This window comes from Phyllobacterium sp. GQ127, assembly GCF_059758635.1.
Genome location: NZ_JCAXDZ010000005.1, coordinates 280,364 through 304,061, shown reverse-complemented (window position 1 = coordinate 304,061; position 23,698 = coordinate 280,364). Strand labels below are relative to the sequence as shown.

22 protein-coding genes are annotated in these 23,698 nt (G+C 55.1%); 10 read left to right on the top strand and 12 right to left on the bottom strand.

The window, feature by feature from the left end; genetic code table 11:
• Positions 1–7: 7 nt before the first annotated feature.
• The 4 genes from AC6CHM_RS19105 to AC6CHM_RS19090 form a co-directional block, all read right to left on the bottom strand.
• Complete coding sequence (locus AC6CHM_RS19105; protein ID WP_354345141.1) at positions 8–967, bottom strand: ABC transporter permease; 960 nt, start codon at positions 965–967, stop codon at positions 8–10.
• 16 nt (positions 968–983) lie between these two features.
• Positions 984–1,952, bottom strand: a complete 969-nt coding sequence (locus AC6CHM_RS19100) for an ABC transporter permease (RefSeq protein ID WP_115053763.1) — start codon at positions 1,950–1,952, stop codon at positions 984–986.
• Positions 1,953–2,006: 54 nt separating this feature from the next.
• Entirely contained in the window at positions 2,007–3,566 is a 1,560-nt protein-coding gene (locus AC6CHM_RS19095) for an ABC transporter substrate-binding protein (protein WP_498174103.1), read from the bottom strand.
• A gap of 87 nt (positions 3,567–3,653) precedes the next feature.
• Positions 3,654–5,219, bottom strand: a complete 1,566-nt coding sequence (locus AC6CHM_RS19090; protein ID WP_498174194.1) for an ABC transporter substrate-binding protein — start codon at positions 5,217–5,219, stop codon at positions 3,654–3,656.
• A gap of 445 nt (positions 5,220–5,664) precedes the next feature.
• On the opposite strand from AC6CHM_RS19090, the gene AC6CHM_RS19085 reads away from it, so the two are divergent.
• From AC6CHM_RS19085 to AC6CHM_RS19055, 7 genes are all read left to right on the top strand, one after another.
• The gene (locus tag AC6CHM_RS19085; RefSeq protein ID WP_115053760.1) at positions 5,665–6,444 is read left to right on the top strand and encodes a FadR/GntR family transcriptional regulator; all 780 of its coding nucleotides are present in this window, start codon (positions 5,665–5,667) and stop codon (positions 6,442–6,444) included.
• A complete protein-coding gene (locus tag AC6CHM_RS19080) occupies positions 6,441–7,943 on the top strand; it encodes an ABC transporter substrate-binding protein (protein ID WP_307275818.1) in 1,503 nt (500 codons plus the stop codon). The genes AC6CHM_RS19085 and AC6CHM_RS19080 overlap by 4 nt, the downstream gene beginning before the upstream one ends.
• Positions 7,944–8,016: 73 nt before the next feature.
• Positions 8,017–8,964: an ABC transporter permease gene (locus tag AC6CHM_RS19075; RefSeq protein WP_307275822.1), complete on the top strand. Its 948-nt coding sequence runs from the start codon at positions 8,017–8,019 to the stop codon at positions 8,962–8,964.
• Positions 8,961–9,821, top strand: a complete 861-nt coding sequence (locus AC6CHM_RS19070) for an ABC transporter permease (protein WP_498174100.1) — start codon at positions 8,961–8,963, stop codon at positions 9,819–9,821. Before AC6CHM_RS19075 ends, AC6CHM_RS19070 begins: the two co-directional genes overlap by 4 nt.
• 28 nt (positions 9,822–9,849) lie before the next feature.
• On the top strand, positions 9,850–11,646 hold the full coding sequence (locus AC6CHM_RS19065; RefSeq protein ID WP_498174098.1) for a gamma-glutamyltransferase family protein: 1,797 nt from the start codon (positions 9,850–9,852) through the stop codon (positions 11,644–11,646).
• Between the two features lie 52 nt (positions 11,647–11,698).
• Complete coding sequence (locus AC6CHM_RS19060) at positions 11,699–12,550, top strand: sulfite exporter TauE/SafE family protein (RefSeq protein WP_115053755.1); 852 nt, start codon at positions 11,699–11,701, stop codon at positions 12,548–12,550.
• Between the two features lie 21 nt (positions 12,551–12,571).
• The gene (locus tag AC6CHM_RS19055; RefSeq protein WP_115053754.1) at positions 12,572–14,392 is read left to right on the top strand and encodes an ABC transporter ATP-binding protein; all 1,821 of its coding nucleotides are present in this window, start codon (positions 12,572–12,574) and stop codon (positions 14,390–14,392) included.
• Between the two features lie 17 nt (positions 14,393–14,409).
• Here AC6CHM_RS19055 and AC6CHM_RS19050 read toward each other — a convergent pair whose 3' ends face one another.
• Together AC6CHM_RS19050 and AC6CHM_RS19045 are read right to left on the bottom strand one after the other, a co-directional pair.
• A complete protein-coding gene (locus AC6CHM_RS19050; protein ID WP_498174094.1) occupies positions 14,410–15,420 on the bottom strand; it encodes a PAS domain S-box protein in 1,011 nt (336 codons plus the stop codon).
• A 139-nt stretch (positions 15,421–15,559) separates the two neighbouring features.
• Positions 15,560–16,174, bottom strand: a complete 615-nt coding sequence (locus AC6CHM_RS19045; RefSeq protein WP_498174092.1) for a flavodoxin family protein — start codon at positions 16,172–16,174, stop codon at positions 15,560–15,562.
• A gap of 155 nt (positions 16,175–16,329) precedes the next feature.
• Here AC6CHM_RS19045 and AC6CHM_RS19040 point away from each other — a divergent pair, with 155 nt between their 5' ends.
• Together AC6CHM_RS19040 and AC6CHM_RS19035 are read left to right on the top strand one after the other, a co-directional pair.
• Positions 16,330–17,451: an LCP family protein gene (locus AC6CHM_RS19040; protein WP_498174090.1), complete on the top strand. Its 1,122-nt coding sequence runs from the start codon at positions 16,330–16,332 to the stop codon at positions 17,449–17,451.
• A 78-nt stretch (positions 17,452–17,529) separates the two neighbouring features.
• Positions 17,530–18,171, top strand: coding sequence for a LysE family translocator (locus AC6CHM_RS19035; RefSeq protein ID WP_307275842.1), 642 nt, complete (start codon positions 17,530–17,532; stop codon positions 18,169–18,171).
• Between the two features lie 65 nt (positions 18,172–18,236).
• On the opposite strand, the gene AC6CHM_RS19030 is transcribed toward AC6CHM_RS19035, so the two are convergent.
• The 4 genes from AC6CHM_RS19030 to exbB all read right to left on the bottom strand — a co-directional run bounded on the left by AC6CHM_RS19030 (position 18,237) and on the right by exbB (position 21,460).
• Positions 18,237–19,037 (bottom strand): ATP-binding cassette domain-containing protein, encoded by an 801-nt coding sequence (locus AC6CHM_RS19030; RefSeq protein ID WP_435530203.1) that lies wholly within the window; start codon positions 19,035–19,037, stop codon positions 18,237–18,239.
• A 98-nt stretch (positions 19,038–19,135) separates the two neighbouring features.
• Entirely contained in the window at positions 19,136–19,984 is an 849-nt protein-coding gene (locus tag AC6CHM_RS19025; protein WP_498174087.1) for an energy transducer TonB family protein, read from the bottom strand.
• Entirely contained in the window at positions 19,984–20,436 is a 453-nt protein-coding gene (exbD, locus tag AC6CHM_RS19020; RefSeq protein ID WP_498174085.1) for a TonB system transport protein ExbD, read from the bottom strand. The genes AC6CHM_RS19025 and exbD overlap by 1 nt, the downstream gene beginning before the upstream one ends.
• A 10-nt stretch (positions 20,437–20,446) precedes the next feature.
• The gene (gene exbB, locus AC6CHM_RS19015) at positions 20,447–21,460 is read right to left on the bottom strand and encodes a tonB-system energizer ExbB (protein ID WP_498174083.1); all 1,014 of its coding nucleotides are present in this window, start codon (positions 21,458–21,460) and stop codon (positions 20,447–20,449) included.
• Between the two features lie 39 nt (positions 21,461–21,499).
• Between exbB and AC6CHM_RS19010 the strand changes: the two genes are divergently transcribed.
• A complete protein-coding gene (locus tag AC6CHM_RS19010) occupies positions 21,500–21,721 on the top strand; it encodes a hypothetical protein (protein ID WP_498174081.1) in 222 nt (73 codons plus the stop codon).
• A gap of 16 nt (positions 21,722–21,737) precedes the next feature.
• Here AC6CHM_RS19010 and AC6CHM_RS19005 read toward each other — a convergent pair whose 3' ends face one another.
• Positions 21,738–22,934, bottom strand: a complete 1,197-nt coding sequence (locus AC6CHM_RS19005; RefSeq protein WP_498174079.1) for an RHE_PE00001 family protein — start codon at positions 22,932–22,934, stop codon at positions 21,738–21,740.
• A gap of 77 nt (positions 22,935–23,011) precedes the next feature.
• The gene (locus AC6CHM_RS19000; protein ID WP_162802544.1) at positions 23,012–23,668 is read right to left on the bottom strand and encodes a L,D-transpeptidase; all 657 of its coding nucleotides are present in this window, start codon (positions 23,666–23,668) and stop codon (positions 23,012–23,014) included.
• Between the last annotated feature and the right edge of the window lie 30 nt (positions 23,669–23,698).

Sequence of the window (23,698 nt, the reverse complement as noted above, 5' to 3'; positions counted from 1 at the left end):
AAATCATCTACCTCAATTTTGGATTCAGGGCGTCACGCAGCCAATCGCCGATCAGATTAACTGCAACGACGAGCAGGCACAGCTGAAGCACCGGGAAGAGCACGATCCACCACGAACCGGAAAACAGAAACTGATTGCCGATACGGATCAAAGTTCCGAGTGAAGGCTGGCTTGGCGGCATGCCGATACCCAGAAAGGACAGCGTGGCTTCCGTCAAAATGGCCATGCCGAAATTCAAGGTGGCGGCGACGAGCACGGGCGTGAGCGTATTTGGGAGAATATGTTTGCCCATGATCCTGCGCGCAGGAACCTTGATCAGCCGTGCCGCATGCACATAGTCCTTGCCGCATTCCACAATCGTCTGGGCGCGTACGGTTCGCGCATATTGCACCCAAGCCGACAGAGCTATCGCAAATACCAGCACGGCTGAGGCGCCCATCTCGCGAAGGTCCGCTGGCAACATCTGCCTCACCACTGTCGAAACCAGTATGGCAACTAGAATAGTAGGAATGGACAGCGTTATGTCCCCTATGCGCATCAGAAGATTGTCTATGAAACCCTCGAAATAACCGGCTACCAGACCCGCACTCATGCCGATCAGCAAGGAGAGCGCCACGGATGCTATGCCGATGAAAATGGAAATGCGCGTCCCGTATAAAATTGCCGAAAGCATGTCGCGGCCCTGCGTATCGGTTCCCAGCAGATAGGGCCACTCGCCACCTTCCTGCCAATAGGGTGGAAGCTCTGCTTTCCACATGTCGAGCTGCGCACCATCATAGGGATTTTGCATGGCGATCAGCGGCGCGAAAACCGCTGTCAGAATGAGCACTGCCAATATGACCGCGCCCACAATCGCAACCTTGCTATGCTTGAACGACCACCACAGGTCACTGTTGCGAATGCGCTTGTGCAAAGGCGGTCGCGCCGGTCTTGGCAATTTGGGTGGCTTGGTTGCATCAATGGTCATTGATCCGGTCTCTGCTCTAGCGTGTGCTGCGCAAGCGGGGATCGATCACTGCATAAGCAATATCCACCAGCATGTTCAGAACAACGAAAATGAAAGAAATGATGCACAGATATGCGGCCATGACCGGTATATCGATGAATGTCACCGCCTGAATAAACAGCATACCCATTCCCGGCCACTGGAACACGGTCTCGGTGATCAGGGCAAAAGCAATCAATGAACCAATATTCATGGCGGTCATGGTGACGACGGGCATCAGGCAGTTTCTCAAGGCGTGCCGGAAATAGATCCGCCAACGGGGGATACCCCTCGCCCGTGCAAACTTTACAAAGTCAGAACGCAGCACTTCCAGCATTTCGGCGCGCACCAGCCGCATGATGAGTGTAATCTGGTAAAGCGACAGCGCGATTGAAGGCAGGATAAGTGCCAGACGCCCCGATGGAGTAAGAAGCCCCGTCGACCACCAGCCAAGCTTGACCACGTCGCCGCGACCGAAAGCGGGCAGCCAGCCCAGACTGACCGAGAAGACCAGAATAAGCAGGATACCGACAACAAAGCTCGGTAACGACACGCCTACAATGGAAATGAACTGCAATCCTTCAGTATACCACTTGCCGCGCTTGATTGCGGTGAGCACGCCAAGTGGTATTCCAAGAACAAGCGATATCAATGTTGCCACCAGCACAAGCTCAAGCGTTGCTGGAAAACGGTCCGCAATCAGTGTCAGAACATCCTGTCCGTTGCGGTAGGAGATTCCGAAATTGCCCTGCGCTGCATTGACGACGAAGCGAACATATTGCGTTGGCAAACCATCATTAAGACCAAGCCGCTCGCGCAGCTCGTTCCTGTCTGCCTGCGTCATCTGTTCGTTCGCCATCAACTCAACCGGATCACCTGCGAGCCGGAAAATCAGGAAGGCGAGCATGGCTACTGCGAGCATAACCAGAATTGCGTTTCCTAAACGCCTCACAATAAAAACCAGCATATAGTGCGCTCCCTAATCCGTCCGCCTCGCAACTAACGAAGCCGACCGCCAGACTTATTTGGCAATATGTGTCAGCCAATGGCGAGGTTTATTGTCCGCCAGCTGAACGATGCTATCGACCTTGCCCGTCATTACCCAAGCCATGGGCTGCTGATGGAGAGGAAGCATGATGATCTCATCCTTGACCATTTGCAGGGCCTTGGTCTGGAGTTCCAACCGCTTGGTCCTGTCCATCTCGGTCGACGCCTGGACGATCAGCTTGTCGATTTCAGGATAAGACCATCCACCCCAATTGAAGACCCCGGCATTATCCGTCTTTGTCTGGATCATCTGAAGCAGGATGGAATAGCTGTCGAGCATTGGCTCATTTGCCCAGCCGATCAGGTAAACATCCGCCTTGCCATTTGCGCGTTTTGGCGTTTGTGCGGCTGCTGGCGCAATATCAAGCTGAGGCTTGAAACCACCGCGACTGAGCATATTGATCATGCCCTGGCACAGTTCTTCCTCATTGACATAGGCATCCGTGGTGCAAACGAAGGTAAAGGGTAAATCGGTCGCGCCAGCTTCTGCCAGTAGCTTCTTGGACAGTTCCGGATCAAATGCCACCGGCTTGTCGAGCGCTTCCGTATAGCCTGGAATTTCCGGTGCAATGATTGCTCCGGCAGTTCTGGACTTGCCGCGCATGATACGCTTCTGGATCAGTTGCGGATCGAGCGCATGAGCAAATGCCTGACGCACGCGCAGATCGTTGAACTTGTTCTCCGTGCCATTGTCGAGCTTGGCCTTGCGGTTGAAACCGATCATCACGGTCCGAAGATCGGTGCGCTCCATGACTTTAAGGTTTGGCTGAGCAGCAAGGCGCGGAATATCCTGCGATGGAGCATTGTCCGTGAAATTGATCTCTTCTGAAAGCAGCGCCGCAACGCGGGTTGCTGCCGAAACGATGGGTGTAAATTCGATGCGGTCGACATTGGCGTCGGACTTGTCCCACCATTGCGTATTCTTCACCAGAATGGTCTTGCTGTCGGGCACCCGGCTCTCGACGACGAAGGGTCCGGTTCCATTCGCATGGTAGGTTGCATAGCCTTCCAGCTTCGCACCCACATCGGTTGGCTTCAGCGAATTGTTGTCGGTCAGCCAAGTCTCATCGAAAATGTGAATATTGGTAAGATCGTTAAGGAGCAGCGGGTAAGGCCCCGTCAATTCAATATCGATCGTATAGTCATCAACTACCTTGGCTGCTTTATAGGCCGGCAGATTACCGCGAAGCGGCGATGTCTTGTCGCTCACGCGTGTCAACGAGGCCAGCACATCCGCAGATGTAAACGTTGCGCCATTGTGGAACTTGACGCCCTGACGCAGATGAAAGCGCCAGACATTATCCGAGACAACTTCCCATGAGGTCGCAAGAGCAGGCTCAATCTGCAATTTCGCGTCATATCTGACGAGGCCTTCATAAACATGGTTCAGGAAGGCGATCGTATAACTATCCCCGTAGGAATAGGGATCGAGCGAGTAGATATCACGGGGCGCGCCCCATTTCAAAGTTTCGGCATGACTGGGTAAAATGAGGGTCAATGCCACCGTGGCCGCTAGGCCTAGTTGCTTAAACATTCTGGTTGTGCTCCGCTTCTGGATGTTGGTCGCCCCCTTGAACGGAGGTCTTCCCTTGCTTATCGGATAGCGCCGAAGCGCTACCAATTACTCGCTCATGCGCGTCAGCCAGTGCCGTGGCTTGTTATCAGCCCGGATTACGACACTCTCAATCTTGCTGCCTGTGGCCCATGCCATTGGCTGCTGATGCAAAGGGATCATGATTGCCTGATCCTTGGCGAATTTCAGTGCCGCAGTTTCAATTGCCAGCCGCTTTTCCCGGTCCTGCTCCAAGGCGGCGTCTTTCACCATTTTGTCGAGTTCGGGATAGGACCAGCCACCGTAATTCGCCACGCCATCGGCGCCGTTGCGGGTGGAAAGCACCTGAACCAATATTGAATAGGCATCAAGCGTAGGCTCATTTGCCCAGCCGACCATATAAACATCGGACTTGCCGCTCGAACGCTTGGGCGTCTGCACAGCACGCGGTCCTATATCGAGCGTTGGCTTGAATCCTGCCCGGCTCAACATGTTGACGACACCTGAGCAAACGTCCTCCTCGTTCACGCTTTCGTCATTCATGCAAAGATAGGTAAAGGCCAGATCAGTCTGCCCGGCTTCGGCAAGGAGCTTGCGGGACAATTCCGGATCATAGGTTGCAGGCACGTCAAGCGTGGCATCATAACCGGGGATCTCGGGTGCAACCAAAACGCCTGCCGGATGCGCCAGTCCGCGCATGACCTTCTTGTTGATCAGGTTCCGGTCAATGGCGTGATCAAATGCCTGCCGGACCCGCAAATCATTGAATGGATTGTCGCGGCCATCGGTCAATTTTTCGCGGCGGTTAAAGGCAATCGAAATCGTGCGCAAATCGGAGCGCTTGTCGACCTTTATGCCCTGCGTTGCTTCAAGGCGGCTGATATCCTGAATGGGGGCCGCATCCACCAGATCGACCTCGCCGGATAATAGCGCTGCGACACGCGTTGCCGCTGAAGTGATCGGGGTGAATTCAATGCGATCGAGATTGTGCTTCTTCTCGTCCCACCAGCCTTCATTCACGACGAGCGTCGTCTTGCTGTCCGGCACGCGGCTTTCCAGCTTGAAAGGCCCGGTGCCATTGGCGTGGTAGGTTGTATAACCTTCAACCTTAGCGCCGACATCGGTGGGCTGCTCGCTCTTATTATCCGCAAGCCATTTCGCGTCGAACATGAAGATGTTTGTCATATCATTGAGAAACAACTGCGATGGCGCTGAAACCTCGATATCGACCGTGTACTGGTCGACCTTCTTCGAGCCGGCATAGAGCGGGATATTTCCTCTCAAGGGCGATGATGGCGCGCTGACCCGCTTGAGCGAGGCAATGACGTCATCGGCGTCAAAATCCGAACCATCATGAAACTTTACGCCTTGGCGCAGCTTGAAACGCCAATATTTATTGTCGATCAGCTGCCACTCCGTGGCCAATGCCGGAACGACTTCAAATTCCGGCGTGTAACGCACCAGACCTTCGTAAATATGGTTCAGAAAGGCGAGATTTGAGGTCGAGCCATAGGAATAGGGATCCAGGGAGAATATGTCCCGCTGCCCAGCCCATTTAAGCGTCGCCGCCTCTGCGGCTGTTCCCAATAACAGGATTGATGTCACCGCCATCAGAATGGATTTTCGCATTCGCATCATCAATGTTTCCCTCTTCCGCGAGTGCCTTTTGCAAGCTTGACCGCGATTTATTGAAAGCATAGGGCCATAAGGATTTCTCTTTGTCAACGATATTGTCGACAATTTTAAGAGGGATTGGCACCAATATGATTGACAAGCCAGAGCATCGCGTTGAGCGGGCGCGTCTTGGTTGGGAGCAAAGCCGCTGCTCGAATCTATACCATTCCGGCAGTTCTTTCGCGGCGAACAAATCTTGGTTTGACCTACCTTAACCCTATTGCCGCAAATAAAGTGAACCATAAAAGAAATTGGTTGCGTCGCTGTTTATTGTTAAATAGGCTAAATTTTAGGGGAAAGTGCGACAAGCCTTGGAGACGCGCTTTATATTCTCATTTATACACCAAGGCATGCGTCTCACATTTGTGAACCATTCTTCATATTGATCCGCTTCTGAAGGTTTCCCATGCCCGTTCGTGCCAAACCTGCTGCAAATTCCGGGCACGCCCTTGAGCGTCTGCGCATATTGCTGAGTTCTGTTCCGCTGGGTGGCGAATTGCGCCTTCCACCGGAGCGTGAATTGGCCGAGGAAATCGGTGTGGGACGGCGCGCTCTTCGCCGAGCGCTTGAGGTTCTGGAAGATGAAGGCCTTATCTGGCGTCAGCAGGGCAAAGGAACTTTTGCCGGTTCCCAACAGGTCTCAAGCACGCTGCGGGTCAGCAATCTGGCAGAATTTACCAATCCGCTTGAGGTGATGGAGGTGCGCATTGAAATCGAGCCGGTTCTCGCACGCATCGCTGCCACGAAGGCCACACCCGTTCTTATACAGCAGCTGGAAAGGCTCGCATCCAAGGCAAAAGATGCCACCGACATTGATTCCTGGGAGCTTTGGGACGGCGCGTTCCATCGCAAGATCGCGGAATCTGCGGGCAATCAACTTTTCATTCTCTTCATGGGAATGATCGACCAGATTCGCCAGAACGATGCCTGGCGTCACTTTCGTGAACGGACCCGGTCCTCGGGTCGCACAACCCTTTCAGTAGAGCAGCACGACGCGGTGATCGAGGCTATCCGCCGGTTCGACCCTGCCGAGGCAGAGGCTGCCATGCGCAAGCACCTGCTCTCCATTCGCAGCGCAGTCATTGAAGCCATGCAGCTTACAGACAGCGTGGCGCCAGTTTGGGACGTAGCGCCCAATGATAAAATCAGCAGTAAAAAAAGTTCAACTACAGAGGGAATCCAATGAACTGCATCAAGAAACTCCTTTTAACCGCCGCCATTGTTGGTTCGGCCTCCGCAGCCTTTGCTGCCGACCTGCGCATAGGTCTGCAGGATGATGCGGATATTCTGGATCCGCACCGCGCCCGCACTTTCGTCGGGCGCATCGTCTTCACCTCGATGTGCGACAAGCTTTTCGACATTAACGAAAAGCTGGAGATCCAGCCTCAACTCGCCAAGGAATGGTCCTGGTCGGAAGACGGCAAGGCGCTTACCGTCAAGCTGCGCGACAATGGCAAATTTCATGATGGCACAACAATTGACGCCGCCGCTGTAAAAGCCAATCTCGAACGGGCGAAGACGCTGCCGGAATCACTGCGCAAGAGTGAAGTCGCCTCCATCGCTTCGGTTGATGCGGTCGATGCGACAACGCTCGTGATCCACCTGGTCAAGCCGGACGCATCGCTGCTGTCGCAGCTCTCGGATCGTGCGGGCATGATCCTGTCACCCAAAGCTTTCGAGGGTGGCGATTTTGGCGAAAACCCTGTTTGCTCGGGTCCTTACAAGTTCGTCGAGCGCATTCAGAATGACCGCATCGTTCTTCAGAAATTCCCGGATTATTGGGACGCGGCAAATTACAAATATGACAAGCTGACCTTCATTCCGATCTCGGACTCGACAGTGCGCCTGGCAAATCTGCGCTCGGGCGATCTTGATCTTATCGAGCGTATTGCCCCTTCTGATATCGAAGCCGTAAAGGGCGATTCCAATCTGGCATTTTATCCAGTCACCGGAACCGGCTATCAGGCTTTGACCTTCAACATGAAGAAGGGCGACAAGGATACGTTTCCGATCGGTCATGACAAACGCATTCGTCAGGCTTTTGAACTGTCTATCGATCGCAACGTCATCAACGAGGTCGTCGGTCAGGGCATCTTCCAGCCTGCCTATCAGCCATTTCCACCAACCAGCTTTGCCTATGACAAGAAGTTCGAAAGCCGCCAGCGCGATGTGGCCAAGGCCAAGGCTTTGCTCGCCGAAGCTGGTCATGAGCGCGTCAAGCTGGAGATCGCTTTCGGCAATAACACCGCCTCGCAGCAAATCTATGAGCTGATTCAGGCGATGTCGGCCGAGGTCGGTTTTGATATCTCGCTGCGTCCCACAGAATTTGCCGCGCTGCAATCGGCGCTGAAGGACGGCTCCTTTGAAGCCGGTCAGAGCGGCTGGTCAGGTCGCGCCGATCCGGATGGTAATATCCACGCATTTGTAAGCTGCAAGGGCAATCTCAATGACGCTCATTTTTGCAGTGAGAAAGTGGATGCGCTGCTTGAAGAAGCCCGCAGCCTGACCGACCCGGTCAAGCGGAAGGCACTTTATGATCAGGTCCAGGAGATTACCCAGGACGAACTGCCCATCGTCTACCTTTATTACCAGCCATGGCCATTTGCGGCACGTGCCAATGTAAAGGGTTTCACGGCCTATCCTGATGGCATGATCCGCCTGAAGGGCGTTTCAACCGAAGGTTGATCTTCATGGCCTGGGGCGGCCCATCCGCGGCCGCTCCCTTGCCTTCCCGTTTCCAGTTTTAAAGTGTTGCCCCATGATCGAGATTGTTTTCAGACGATGCATCGTCGTCCTGCCCACGCTGCTTCTCGTGTCCATTATAGTATTCGGTATGCAGAAGCTTCTACCCGGCGATCCAATCCTCACCATGGCAGGCGAGGACCGGGATCCGCAAACGATAGCCTATCTGCAGGAGAAATATCGTCTCAATGATCCGATCCCCGTCCAATATGTCGCCTGGCTTGGACAAATCCTGCGGGGCGATCTTGGAATTTCTTTGCGCACCGAGCAGCCCGTCCTTAGTCTGATTGCGCAGAAACTTCCTGTCACTATCCAGCTGGCCGCATTTGCCATGGTCATAGCCTTTATAATCGGCGTGCCCGCAGGCATTATTTCTGCGATACGCAAGGGCACGGCCACGGACTATGCAATCAATGTCGTGGCGTTGTCCGGCCTTTCAATTCCCAATTTCTGGCTTGGCCTCATGCTCATTTTGCTGGTATCGGTGCAATGGCAATTGCTTCCGGCTTCCGGCTACACCTCGCCGCTGGAAGATCTCGGCCAGAACCTGCGCACCATGATAATGCCGGCCTTTGTTCTGGGAACCGGACTTGCCGGTGTTCTCATGCGCCACACCCGATCCGCCATGCTCGGTGTATTGCGCTCCGACTATGTGCGGACGGCGCGAGCCAAGGGGCTCAATGAAAAGACAGTGATCCTGCGCCATGCGCTGAAAAACGCGCTCGTTCCGATCATCACCCTATCGACGCTGCTGTTTGGTGAATTGCTCGCGGGCGCTGTTTTGACCGAACAGATATTCACCATTCCCGGCTTCGGCAAACTGATCGTTGATGCCGTCTTCACCCGTGATTATGCCGTGGTGCAAGGCGTGGTGCTTTGCACGGCCGTCGGCTTCATCCTGATGAACCTTCTCGCGGACATTCTCTATATCGTTGTCAATCCACGCCTGAGAGATGCATCATGAGTGCCGTCACTTCCCATCGCAGCAGCTCTTTCAGCCGCCAATTGTCCAAATTCACGCGCAACAAGGCAGCCGTTGCCGGGGCCATTATTGTCGGCATCTTCGTGGTGCTCGCGATCTTTGCGCCCCTGATTGCTCCCTATGATCCTTTTCAGACGAGCTTCACAACGATACGCAAGCCGCCTTCCGCGCAATTCTGGCTTGGGACGGATGAGCTTGGACGCGATATTTTCTCGCGCATGATCTATGGCGCACGCGCATCCTTGATGGCGGGCGGTGTATCGGTCGTGATTGCGGTCATTGTCGGCGTGCCCTTTGGCCTGCTTGCCGGATATTTCGGCGGCTGGATCGATGGCGTTATTTCGCGTCTGGTCGATGCAATGCTGGCCATCCCCTTCCTCATTTTTGCGATTTCACTGGCCGCATTTCTGGGTGCCAGCCTGACCAACGCCATGATCGCCATTGGCCTGTCAGCCGCGCCGATCTTTGCCCGCCTCACAAGAGGACAGGTTCTATCGGTCAAGGCGGAGGAATATGTGGAGGCAGCGCAGGTCATCGGCCTGCGGCATCCACGCATCATCCTGCGCTATATCCTGCCGAACTCAATTCCTCCCGTCATTGTGCAGGCGACGCTGACGATCGCGGCGGCTATTATCGCAGAAGCCAGCCTGTCTTTTCTCGGCCTTGGCCAGCAGCCACCCAATCCTTCCTGGGGTTCAATGCTGAATACCGCCAAGAACTTCATCTCGCAGGCACCCTGGATGTCGCTATGGCCGGGGGCTGCAATCTTCCTCGCCGTTTTGGGCTTCAACCTTCTTGGTGATGGCCTGCGCGACGCAATCGACCCGCGCGAATACTGAATATCTATACAGAGCAGGAACGACACATATGTTTACGACGAGACCGGAAATTTTGGGCACCTTTGGTGTTGTGACCTCGACGCATTGGCTCGCCTCGGCAGCGGGAATGGCCATGCTGGAACGCGGCGGCAATGCCTTCGATGCTGCGGTAGCCGCTGGCTTTGTGTTGCAGATTGTAGAGCCCCATCTTGTCGGGCCTTCCGGTGAAGTGCCTATCATTCTTTACTCTGCGCAGACACAAAAGACGGAAGTCCTTTGCGGGCAAGGCGTGACGCCGCAAGCGGCAACCATCGAAGCTTACAAGGCGCTGGATCTTGATCTCGTCCCTGGTTCCGGACTTTTGGCCGCCGTTGTGCCCGGCGCGTTTGACGCATGGATGGTTCTTCTGCGTGATCACGGCTCCATGAAACTGCGGGATGTGATGGAACCTGCGATCCATTATGCCCGGCACGGGCATCCGCTGCTTCCGCGCGTTGCCAACACCATCAAGGACAATGCCGATTTCTTCGCCAAGGAATGGCCAACTTCAGCGGCAACCTGGCTGCCCGGCGGTATAGCTCCTGAAGCCAAGAAACTGTTTTGCAATCCTGTCCTTGCCGATAGCTATCAACGCATTGTCGATGAGGCTGAAGCAGCAGGCGGAAATCGTGAAGCCACGATAGAGAAAGCGCGCGATGCATTTTATCGTGGTTTTGTCGCTGAGGCGATCGATCGCTTCTGCCGCCAGACCGAAGCCATGGATACCAGCGGTCGCCGCCATAAGGGTCTTTTGACCGGCGAGGACATGGCAGGCTGGAGCGCTACCTATGAAACTCCGCTGACCTATGATTACCACGGCTGGACTGTTGCCAAGACAGGCCCTTGGGGACAAGGCCCGGTATTCCTCCAAACATTGGCGCTGCTCAAAAAGCTTGATATTGCCGCCATGAAGCCGGACAGCCCCGAATTCATACATACCGTAACCGAGGCCATGAAACTCGCCTTCGCTGACCGGGAGGTTTATTACGGCGATCCGGACTTCGTGGATGTTCCAATGGAAGCGCTTCTGTCTGATGCATATAGCGATCAGCGGCGTGCGCTCATCACCAATGAAGCATCGATGGAATTGCGGCCCGGCACGATTCCGGGTTTTGAGGCACAGCTCAAGACGGCAATGTCACAAGTTCGCTATGCCGGTGCCAGCGGTGATATTGCACCGGGCGCGGGCGAGCCGACAATGGCGCATTTGCGCACTGAAAAGCGCGGCGACACTGTTCATATCGATGTCATCGACAAATGGGGCAATATGGTTTCCGCCACGCCGTCGGGTGGTTGGCTGCAATCATCACCAGTTATTCCCGAGCTTGGCTTTGCGCTCAATACGCGGGCGCAGATGTTTTGGTTAGAACCGGGCTTGCCAGCCAGCATGGCCCCGCTTAAACGTCCCCGCACCACATTGACGCCATCGCTGGCGCTTTATGAAGGAAAGCCGCGTCTGGTTTTCGGAACGCCGGGCGGCGATCAGCAGGACCAGTGGCAATTGGCAATGTTCCTGCGCCGGGTCCATCACGGCCTCAATTTGCAGGAAAGTATTGACCTGCCCTTGTTCCATACCATGCATTTCCCCTCCTCCTTCTATCCGCGCGAGGCAATCCCGGGCCGCCTTGTCGTTGAGGAGAGCTTTGGCCGGGAAACAATCGATGCGCTCAAAGCACGTGGCCACGATGTCGAAATTGTTCCCCAATGGTCGGTCGGGCGGTTGACCGCCGCCGAGCGGGACCCGGATGGCATTTTGCGGGCAGCCGCAACGCCGCGCCTCATGCAGGCTTATGCAATCGGGCGCTGAAACATCGGCGTTCCGGCGTCGAAACTTGGCGGTCTCCAGTTAAGGAAACAATATGTTCGGTATTCCTGTTTTTGAGTTGTCTTTGCTGGTGGTCGGACTACTGGTTGCCGGCGCAGTGACCGGCCTGCTTGCCGGTCTGTTCGGTGTCGGTGGCGGGGCGGTTGCCGTTCCGGTTCTCTATGAATTGTTCCGTTTCATGGAAGTACCGGAAGAAGTCCGCATGCCGCTATGCATCGGCACGTCTCTGGCCATCATCATCCCGACCTCGCTGCGCTCCTTTTATGCCCATAAGGCCAAGGGCGCCGTGGATATGACAATCCTTGGCAAATGGGCTGTTCCGGTCGTGCTCGGCGTGGTTCTTGGCAGTTTTATCGCGCGCTATGCTCCCGCCGATCTTTTCAAGATCGTCTTTGTGGTGGTTGCAGGCGCTTCGGCGATCCGCCTGCTGTTCGGCAATGATAAATGGCGTCTTGCCGATGACCTTCCGGCTGGCTGGCTCATGCGCTTTTACGGGCTTTTGATTGGCGTTCTCTCATCACTCATGGGTATTGGCGGCGGACAATTGTCAAATTTGTTCATGACGTTCTATGGCCGCCCTATTCATCAGGCGGTGGCGACATCATCAGGCCTCGGCATATTGATCTCAATTCCCGGAACGCTTGGCTATATGTATGCAGGCTGGCCGCGCGCGTCGGAGTTTCCAGATGTCGTCGCCCTGCAATTCCCCATTGCCATCGGCTATGTTTCGCTGCTGGGGCTTGCCCTTTTCATCCCGACCACGGTTCTGACTGCCCCGATCGGAGTGAGGCTTGCGCATTCCTGGTCCAAGTCAAAGCTGGAAATGGCCTTTGGCATTTTCCTTCTGCTGATCTGCCTTCGCTTCCTTGCCAGTGTTCTTTTCTAAGCTTCAGACGAGAGATACAAAATGACCCCTCCCATTCTTTCCGTCACCAAGCTGCGTACCTCCTTTTACAATGATGGGGCGTGGACGCCGGTCATTCGCGACATCTCATTTGACATCGCGCCGAGGACGACGGTGGCTATCGTCGGCGAATCCGGTTCGGGCAAAAGCATGACCGCATTGTCGATCATGCGACTGCTGCCGGGTGGCAACAGCAAGGTCGAGGGCAATATTACACTGGCAGGGCGATCGCTTCTGGACCTGCCGGAGCGGGAGATGCGCAATGTGCGCGGCAACGAAATTGCCATGATCTTTCAGGAGCCGATGACCAGCCTCAATCCAAGCCTGACCATTGGATTTCAGATCGCTGAAGCCTTGATGCGCCACCGCAATATGAGCCTGACCCAAGCCGAGGCTGAAGTCATCCGGCTTTTGGATCGTGTGCGCATCCCTTCTGCAAAATCGCGCGCTAATGATTATCCGCACCGGCTGTCCGGCGGCATGCGCCAGCGCGTCATGATTGCCATGGCGCTCGCCTGCAAGCCGAAACTGCTGATTGCGGATGAGCCTACCACCGCGCTGGATGTGACCATTCAGGCTCAAATTCTCGAACTCATCCGGGACTTGCAGGATGAGGATGGAATGGCCGTCCTCTTCATAACGCATGATATGGGTGTGGTTGCCGAAATCGCCGACCGCACTATCGTGATGTTACGCGGCGATGTTGTCGAAAGCGGCGATACCGCCGATATTTTTGCCAATCCGCAGCATGCCTATACGCGCTCGCTTTTGTCTGCCGTGCCGAAGCTTGGCTCCATGATCGGCAAGACACGGCCGCTTCGCTTTCCCCTGGTCGATCAGCAGACAGGTATTGCAGCTGAGCCGCCAGAGGGCATTGATACGGTTGAGGCTACAAAGCCAATTCTAGAAGTAAAAAACCTGACCAAATATTTTGACATCCGCAAAGGCGTCTTGCGTGGGCTGGCTGGCCGCGTGCATGCGGTCGAGAATGTCTCGTTCAATATATATCCCGGCGAAACCCTTGCTCTGGTTGGCGAGTCCGGCTGCGGCAAGTCAACAACTGGCCGCTCGATTGTACGGCTGACCGCGCCGACAAGCGGCTCGATCCGGCTTGCCGGGGATGACATTCTGAATATCGAAAAATCCTCGTTCCGCGACATGCGCAAGCGCATGCAGATGATCTTTCAGGACCCCTATGCCAGCCTTAATCCGCGTATGCGCATCGGCGAGAGCATAGCCGAACCAATGATTGCCCATGGCACCGAAACGCCGAAACGTGCGCGCGAACGCGTGAGCGAGCTTTTGAAGAGCGTCGGCATGAGCGGCGATGTCTATGACCGCTACCCGCATGAATTCTCCGGCGGCCAGCGCCAGCGCATATGCATCGCCCGCGCCCTGTCTTTGGGACCGCAGCTCATCATTGCCGATGAGGCGGTTTCCGCGCTCGATGTTTCCATCAAGGCACAGGTGATCAATCTGATGCTGGACCTGCAGGAAAGGTTGAAACTGGCCTTCCTGTTCATTTCACATGATATGGCCGTGGTTGAACGCATAAGTCACCGCGTGGCAGTGATGTATCTTGGCGAGATTGTGGAGATCGGAACGCGTGCAAGCGTGTTCGGCAATCCGCAGCATCCCTATACACGCAGGTTGCTCTCTGCGGTGCCCATGGCTGATCCAAGCCGGCGCGCCGGCAAAAAGCGGTTGGTCAATGATGAATTGAAGAGCCCGATCCGCGCTGTCGATTATCAGGTTCCGATCCGCCAATTCAAGCAAGTGGGGCCTGACCATATGGTTCAGGAGTGGGGAGCCGAGTGGAGTTGATCGCCGCCCCGTAGGGTCTAAAGTTCGTTGTCTACCATATCCGAAACGCATTCCTTCAGCGGGGCGACCAGCTCCCACATGCGGCGTTCGTCATTCACCGTAATTTGAGCAGTGCCACGCAGCGCCAGCGGCGTGGCACGCTGCAATACAACATATCCAAAGCCGGATTTCTGTTCGACTTTAACAGTGGGCGCATTGTTGGTTTCGTCCCAACGGAGTTTTAAAAGCTCTTCGTCGACGCTGCCCTCAATCGCCCAGGAAATAGTGATCTTGCCCTGCGAGGATGCGAGGACGCCGTATTTTGCTGAGTTCGTCGCCAGCTCGTGCATGGCCATTCCTATATGCAAGACTGCGGGCGCTGCGAGGATTAATTGAGGCCCGTCAACGGTTATGAGCCCATCATGTTTAAACGGTTTCAGCTGATCATTGATCAGCGTTCTCAGATCGCCGCCTTTCCAATCCGTTGAAACCAGAACGTCATGCGAGCTGGCGAGCGATGCTATGCGTTCATTTATCTGGCGTTGAAACTCCTCAACGCTCTGCGTTCGCTTTGCGGTTTCACGAATGATGGACATCATGACCGCATACTGGTTCTTCACGCGATGATTGACTTCGCGAAGCAAAAGCCGAATGCGCCGCTCATTGTCCCGCGAAACAGTGATGTCACGCGCGATTTTTGAAGCGCCGACAATCCTACCATTCTCGTCCTTGATGGGTGAAACAGTGAGCGAGACGGGAATGAACGAGCCGTCTTTTCTGACACGAAGAGTTTCGAAGCTTTCAACCACCTCACCAGCCCGGACACGGGAGATTATCTCGTCTTCTTCGCTCTGATGACTCTCGGGGATGAGAATGCGAATGCTCTTGCCGATGACCTCTTCCGCCTTGTAGCCGAAAAAGTGCTCGGCCGCCGGGTTCCAGCTCGTAATGATACTGTTTAGATCCTTGCTGATGATTGCATCAAATGAACTATCAACGATGGCAGCTAATCTGGCGGCTACCAGATGGTGTTCTTCGTCCGCATTCACTTATCCATTCTCCACAAGATCAGCCAGAACATGCAATGGTCAGCTTCGGTACAGTATCAACTGGCTTCGCATTAGCAAGACAAGGTTTCTGGTAAGCCACACGAAACCCCATCTGCCGATGCGAAAAGCAACAAGCCGGTTATGCCTCGGTTTTTTCACCTGGATATGCATTGGTTTTGAGAAGATTGGCAAGATGTGCGGTGTTTCGTGCCAGCATCGCCAATGTATTGGTGACGACATCAGGCACCTTTGTCAAATCCACAAAATTGACGCTGCCCATGGCCTCCCCCACCCAGTAACTCACGGCATTTGGTGCAAGCGAAAAACCCACATCGTTCAAGGCCTGATAAAGTTCGGCAGAGACATGATGCGCCCCATCTTCATTGCCAACAACAGCCACGGCTGCAACCTTGCCATAGGTGAGCATGCGGCCTTGATCATCCGTTTCTTCCAGAAAGGCATCCATGCGTTCGAGCGCGCGCTTGCAAACACTTGAAGGCTGGCCCATCCAGATCGGCGTGCCAAGAATGAGTATGTCGGATTCAAGCAGTCTCTTTCTTATGGAGGGCCAGTCGTCCCCCTCACCCTCATCGGATTTCACGCCGGGTTTGACGTTGAATTCGGCAAGACGAAGCGATGAGGTTTCAACGTCAAAGGGCTCAAGAGATTCGGCAATCAGATCAATCATCCTTTGTGTTGACGTCTGTCCATCGACCTTCAGCGTGCAATTAATGGCAAGTGCTTTAAGCGTCATGATTTCAGAACCTTTTGGTGGTTGTCCGAAAGGAAACCGTCCATACAGTCCAAGGTTCCGAATTAGCTCAATTTATCACGGTGGCGAGGGCCGGATGGGGATTGCAACTGCAACGCCCCGATGTATCTTAACACCATCTAATATGGGCAATAAATTTGACCGATGAATCACTTTCTGAAAAGAATCCGTCCAAGCGGATGCCCCGTTGGATCCTTTGGTCGATCCTGACTGCTGCTGCCTTTATAATATTGTTGGTTCTTGGCATTGGCATCACCTATCTCACGATGATCTCCAATGTCAGGCACATCAAGGTCACGTCCGATGAACTGGGCGAAAACCGTCCTGCCAAAGCGTCACCATCGGCGATAAATATCCTTCTGGTAGGGTCGGATCGTCGGGAAGGAAATGATGCGGCTCGTTTTGGCGAGCGCACGGATACAATCATGCTGGTGCACCTGCCTGCCGACCGCAGTGAACTGACCATCATCAGCTTTCCGCGGGATTTGCGGGTTCGGCTGCCCGGATGCGTTGCGCGCAATGGCCTGCCGGGACAAAGGGCGCAGCGCGGCATTATCAATTCATCATTCAGTACCGGGGGCATCGGGTGCATCTGGAAGACCATTGAAACGCTCACCGGCATCCATATTGATCATTTCGTCATTGTCGATTTCACGGGGTTCAAAACGCTGGTGGATGCGGCCGGCGGCGTCGAGGTCTGTCTGCCCGAACCGATCCACGATACCTATGTTCCCCTCGACCTGCCATCCGGTTTGCAACTTCTGCGCGGGGAACAGGCTCTCGGCTATGTCCGGGTGCGCCATGGCCTGAGCAATGGAACCGATATTGGGCGCATCCAGCGGCAGCAACGCTTCCTGTCTGCCTTGGGGCAAAAGATCATGGGTGGCGGCATGTTGCTCAATCCTGTCAAGCTGCTCCATTTCGTGGGCGTGGCCAGTGGATCCGTCACGACCGATCCGGAGTTTACGCCCGGCCTGATGATAAAACTTGCCCTCGCCGTGCGCGTGATATCGTCTGATAATATCCGGTTTCTAACGGCACCATGGCATGATTCCGCCAATTATCCCGGCCGCGTCGAATTGCTGGAGGGTCCGGCAAAGAGGCTGTTCCGCGCAATTGCGCAGGAGGAACCGTTCAACCGGAACGACCTTCGAAAATCCGAACCTGCAATAACACCGCCCGCAGAACAGAGGCCGGAACAGAAGAACGCTGCTCCCGCTCCATCTCCAGCCGCCATACCGCCCGAGCCCTGCTCCTAACTTGCTTGCAATTCTGAATTGACAAGCCACCGCTTCACAACGCTATGATGGTTTGCGCCAACAAGCTTGGAGGAAATTATGGACGCACTTGCAATTCTCGTCAGTATCATCGCGGCAATGGCGATCGGTGCCATGAGCCCCGGTCCGAGCTTTGTGCTCGTGTCGCGCATTGCCCTTTCCAGCTCTCGCGCCCATGGTCTGGCTTCGGCGCTGGGCATGGGTGTTGGCGGATTTATTTTCGCTTCCTTGGCCGTATTGGGACTGACAGCGCTGCTGATGCAGTTCGAATGGCTCTACCTTGCCTTCAAGATAATCGGCGGCGGCTATCTGATTTATATGGCCTACCGTATTTGCCGGGGCGCCTCAGCGCCGCTAGACACGGGTAAATCGGTGCGTGGTTCCAAGGAAATGACCGTGTATCGGGCATTTTTCACCGGCTTGATTACCCAGCTCAGCAATCCGAAAACATCGATCTTCTACGCCAGTATCTTTGCTGCCGTACTGCCCGCTGATCCTGCCAAATGGCTGCTTTTTGCAATCCCGGTTTCGTTGTTTCTGGTGGAAGCGGGGTGGTATACAATCGTCGCCCTGGCATTTTCCGGTTTCCGCATGCGCGCCCTCTACAGCCGCCTGAAAAAATGGCTGGATTACTCCGCGGGCACTGTCATGGGCTTCCTGGGCATCAAGCTGATTGTCGAGGCCTTCAATCGCAAGATCTGATTGGCATCGCAATCAGCATCATTGCAATTTCATTTGCAGAACGAAAGGGCCGTCTTGACGGCCCTTTATCTTACAAAGCTGACTGGCAGACCTGACGATGGATGGCGGATGACGTCCATCTCAATGCCATAAATTGCACCAAGGCTTTCCGATGTCATGATTTCATCAGGCGTACCGCGAGCGATCAGCTTGCCGGAGTGCAGCGCAATGATTTCATCGCAATAGCGGGCGGCCATGTTCACATCATGCAGGACGACCACGACGCCAAGCCCTTTCTGGCGCGACAGGCGATGCACCAGCGACAGGATTTCAACCTGATGTGCCACGTCCAATGCTGAGATCGGCTCGTCGAGCAGCAGCCATTCTGCATCCTGTGCCACCAGCATAGCCAACCAGACGCGCTGGCGTTCGCCGCCCGAAAGCGTATCGACCAGACGATCAGCAAAGCCGCCAATATCGGTCAGTTCAATCGCTTCTTCGACCTTTTCACGATCCTGCTTGCTAAAGCGGCCAAGTGCGCCATGCCAGGGATATCGACCCAGCGCCACCAATTCCTTAACCAGCATGCCATCGGCTTGCGGCGTATATTGCGGAAGATAGGCGACCTTGCGGGCAAAGGGACGAGCGCCCCATTCTTCAATGGCCTTGCCTTCAAACAATACGGTGCCCGAGCTTGGTGGCTGCTGCCGGGCGAGGATCTTTACCAGTGTGGATTTTCCAGATCCATTATGACCGATAAGACCGGTCACGCGGCGCGACTGCAATTTCAGCGAGAGTGGCTGCAGCAATGTTCGCGATTCGATGGCAAAGCTCACATCGCCAAGTTCCAGCAAAGCCTCATCCACCGCCTGCGAGGCTGAGTGCATCTGGTTCTGTCCGGCGATTTCGGTCATTGACCACTTCCTTGAATATTTCTTGCAATATGAGGTACTGGCGAATGTGCACATCAGCCAGTTGAAAAGCGTCATTCCATTCGAATGGGAACTACCTGCGTAAAGCCACTACCAGTATAGTCATCTGGTGCAGAGGGAACAGGTGATGCACGACGTATCATCTGGAGAGCGTACTGATCAACTTCTGCTGACCCCGAACTTGCAACTATGGTGGACGATGTAATATCGCCACCGACGCTGATGGAAACCCGGATACCCACAACACCTTTTCCTGGACTGCCCCGTCTTGCTCCTCGTGCAAACCTTGCAAGATAGCTGTTAATTCGCTTTCCCCATGTTTGCGCTAAGCGAGCCGACGACGCACTTGACGACGCTACCTGGCGTTTTTCTTCAACCGGCTTATCATTTATCACCTTGGCGGTGACAGGCTTTTCAACCTTGCGGACAATCTTCTTTTCAACAGGCTTTTTTGGCTTTTCCTGCGCGGGACGTACGACCGGCAGTGGCACTTCAACCTCTGGCAGTTCAACCAGTTCTTCGGTCTGCTCTTCGAGTGGCTCGACCTCTTCGGGTACCGGTTCCGCCTCAGCCACTTCTTCGACAGGCTCTACCTGCGGCTCCGGCTCAACTTCCGGCGTTGCCGCTTCCTGTTCGGCGACCTCCGGGTCTACCGGTTCCGGTTCGATTGCGGGCTCTTCCCTTACCGGCTGAGCAACAACCGGTGCCGGCATCGGCTCCATGTCGATCATGATCGGCGCGGCGATATCACCGTCTTCCTCTTCCGGCTGATAGGTGTGAACCGCCAAGGCGGCACCAGCATGGACGGCAACCACAACAATACCGGCTATCGTCCAGCGTCCGACTTCAGACCAGTTGGGGTGCAACAATCCGCCCATGAGGGTGCTCGGCCTGCTTGTCATTACTGCGCGTTTCCGCCTGGTGCAGCGAGCGGTACGCTTTCGAGACCGACCAGCGCGATCTTGAGGTAGCCGTTGGAACGCAGATTGTTCATCAGGTCCATGAGCGAACCATAGTCAACCGACTTGTCTGCTCGCAGAAAAACGCGGGTTTCCTTGTCGCCCTCGGTTTGTTGATCAACGAAGCTGCCAAGCGTGTCAGCTGTCACCGAATTATTGCCGATTGAGATTGTCTTGTCTTCTTTGAGCGTAAGATAAAGCGGCTGATCCGGGCGCGGTACGGGTGTTGCCGTCGAGGCGGGAAGATCGACATTGATATCGACCGTTGCCAGTGGTGCGGCAACCATGAAGATGATGAGCAGGACCAGCATGACATCGATAAAGGGTGTCACGTTGATTTCATGGTTTTCCTGCAATTCATCGTCGGAAACATTGTGCCTGATACCGCCAGCCATTTTTGTGCTCCTACTCGGCAGCTGCGTGACGAAGCTGCCTTGCCGCTGTGGCAGCGGAAGGCACGCAGGCATAGTCAACGTCGCGGCTGACCAGACGCTCGACCCCTGCCGAAGCATCCGCAAGGAGCTGGCGGTAGCCGGTGATTGAGCGGGCGAAGACATTATAGATGACAACGGCGGGAATAGCCGCAACCAGCCCAATGGCCGTTGCCAGCAGCGCCTCGGCGATGCCCGGTGCAACGATGGCAAGGTTGGTCGTCTGGGATTGCGAAATGCCGATGAAGGAATTCATGATACCCCAGACCGTACCGAACAGGCCGACAAAGGGTGCGGTGGAACCGATGGTCGCGAGCACGCCGGTGCCGCGGCTCATGCGGCGGCCGGCCTGGGCTTCGATGCGCGAAAGACGCGATGCAACGCGTTCCTTCAAACCATCCGCACTTGTGTGCGCCTGCGCTTCTTGAGAAAGACGCACTTCCTCGCGTGCGGCATTGACCAGCAGAGCGCCCGGCCCTCCCCTCCCCTCAAGCGCCCGCTCGGCATCTTGAAGTGTGCGCGCACTGCCAATGGCATTGAGGGCGCGATAGGCACGCATTCTGGCACCGGCCAGTTCAAGCGTTTTGGCCAGCCACACTGTCCATGTCACCAGCGAGGCGAAAGCCAGACCGATCATGACGCCCTTGACCACCCAGTCAGCAGCCATGAACATGCCCCATGGCGAAAGATTATGCGGCAAAGTTGCCTTGGCATCGGCTGCCGGAGCGGTTGGCTCTACGGCTGGTGCGGCAGTGCTAGCCGGCGGAGTTATCTGCATTGAGGGCGCTGGCTCGGCAGCTGGCGTGGAGGGCTGAGGTGCAGCAGGTTGCACCTGCTGTGCAGGCTGCGCTGCCGGTGCCGGATTTTCCTGCGCTGTCGAAATGGACGGAACGAGACCACCAAAGACGATTGCCAGACCAAGAGCACTTGTTCTCAGACCATACAATATTGAACCTGATGATAGAAGCATCGTGGCCATTGCTCGCATCTTATCGGTATCCTTATTTTGTCCTGCGGCTCGTCCGGATTGCCGGACGTATCTCATGCGCAGAGCGCAGTCGCATGGCGGCTTAATATTTATGACTTTAATAATCAAGTATTATTTGGCGAAAATCAATCCTCTCGACAAAGGATTGCCTTCTCATTTGAAAAAACAGCCAAGCCTGCACAGATGTGGGGAAATTCGGGAGAAATTGCCGAAGAATCATCAAATTTTGCTGAAAATTTGCAAACTCAGCGTGTAATTTAGTTGTACTGAGTAGTATTCAGATAATACCCCAGGCCCGGTAGCGTCCCCGGCCCGTCATTTCCCGCAGGCCGAGTTCCCCGATTAGATTGAGGGCGCCGCGCTGCGAAACCTTCAATTCCTTGGCCACCAGACCTGCGGAAATCATGGGGCGGGATAGCGCGAGATCGATCATTCCAGGCAGGCTGGATGTTGACCGCCGGTCCTTTAGTTTCCGTTCCATCTGTATTCTGGCGAGCCCCAATCGCTCTATTTCCTTGAGGTTTGCGATGCTGGCCGCCTCAACCGCTCCGAGAAATGCTGCGAGGCGGGTTGCCCGGTCTCGTGCCCGGCGGCGGTCGCGCGGCACGTTGCGGAGGCCTGAATTAAACGCGGCCAAATGCGATCGTGTTTTCCCCCGTTCCCGCAACATCGCAGAAACCAGCATAGGCCCAAGCCAGTGCTGATGCTGAAGTGGCTCAATATCTTCCCATGCATCCCATAACAGCGCCGCTGCCAAAAGCGGCGGCAAATCGCGGGTCATGTCGTGCACAACCAACCATCGACCAATACGTTCATCTTCGTCCCAATCGGGATCGTAGACCAAAGGATCACCATCCGAACTTACCTCTGACGAAACAGATTTGCTCTCCAGCCTCCCCTCACCTCTCACAGGCGCGGGAGCATTGGCTGGCGTCAGCAATCTATGGCTCGTCCGGTCCAGCAACGCATCGAAACGTGCAAGTTCGTCTTCAAATGCGCTCTCGGCATCTGTCTTGCTTTCGTTCAGGAATTCCGAATTGCTGACCGGCTCAGAAATTACCTCCGGCGTTACGGGATCGGTGAACCAACGTCCTCTCAGGCTTGCAAGACCCTTGGCGCTCAAAGCCCATGCCGGTGGGTTTGAAGCAATCTGCCGCCGCACGCGCAAGATATTATGTGCCCGCGTCAGTTCGTGAGTCGGCGCCCTTATATCCATTCGGGCATCATGGAGAACGAGATCCTCCACATGCACAAGTTCACCAGCGAGCCACAATGCATTGCAGGCTTCCATGAAATGCGAGCGCGCGATCCAGCCTTCGTTCTCGCGCGTCAATCCATCTCCGTAACGACGAGAAGACTCATTCAGGTCGCTCTTGCGCGCAATCCGCTCGTCAAGACGCGCCAGAGCATCCTCGGCGGCGACAACCGGGCGAAACAGGTCATTGATGGATAAGTCGGCAGAATCATAAACCATTGTATTTATGGTAAATGATTGGATAAACAGAAGATAGTAGGGTTTTAACTTCTCTTCGCTCCGAGCCCTTTAATGCTTTAAACGACGACGACGGTCGCCTTGCCAGGTACGCGGTTATACAAATCTATTATATCCTGATTGATAAGGCGGACGCAACCCGACGACATGGATTGCCCAATCGACCACCATTCCGGTGAGCCGTGAATACGGTAGCCAGTATCCACCCCATCTTTGAAAATATATAGAGCGCGTGCTCCCAGAGGATTGTCTGGTCCCGGCTCTTGTCCGTTTTGGTATTTCACCAGCTCCGGCTTGCGCTGGATCATCTCGCGAGGCGGCGTCCAGCGCGGCCATTCTTTCTTATACTGGATATTGGCGCGGCCATTCCAAAGGAAACCGGCCTTGCCAATGCCCACGCCATAACGGATTGCATCACCGCCGGGCTGGACGAGATAGAGAAAACGCTGCTGCAGATGCACGACAATAGTACCCGGTTGCTCGCCGGTTGGGTCGAGAACAACTTGCCTGCGAAATTGCGCCGGCACTTTTTGATAGGGCACGGCAGGAAGGTGATAAGGCCCCTCCTGCACCGCGGCATACATGACATCGGGAACGGTAACCGATTTATCGATGCTGATCTGCGGGCGCACTCCACTGGTGGAGATAGGGTCGACATCCAGCTCCGGCAGACCAAACGATGTTTGTGTGCAACCCGAAGCACTGAGCGCCGCCATCGAACCAACTCCAAGCAGCAGGTGCCGCCG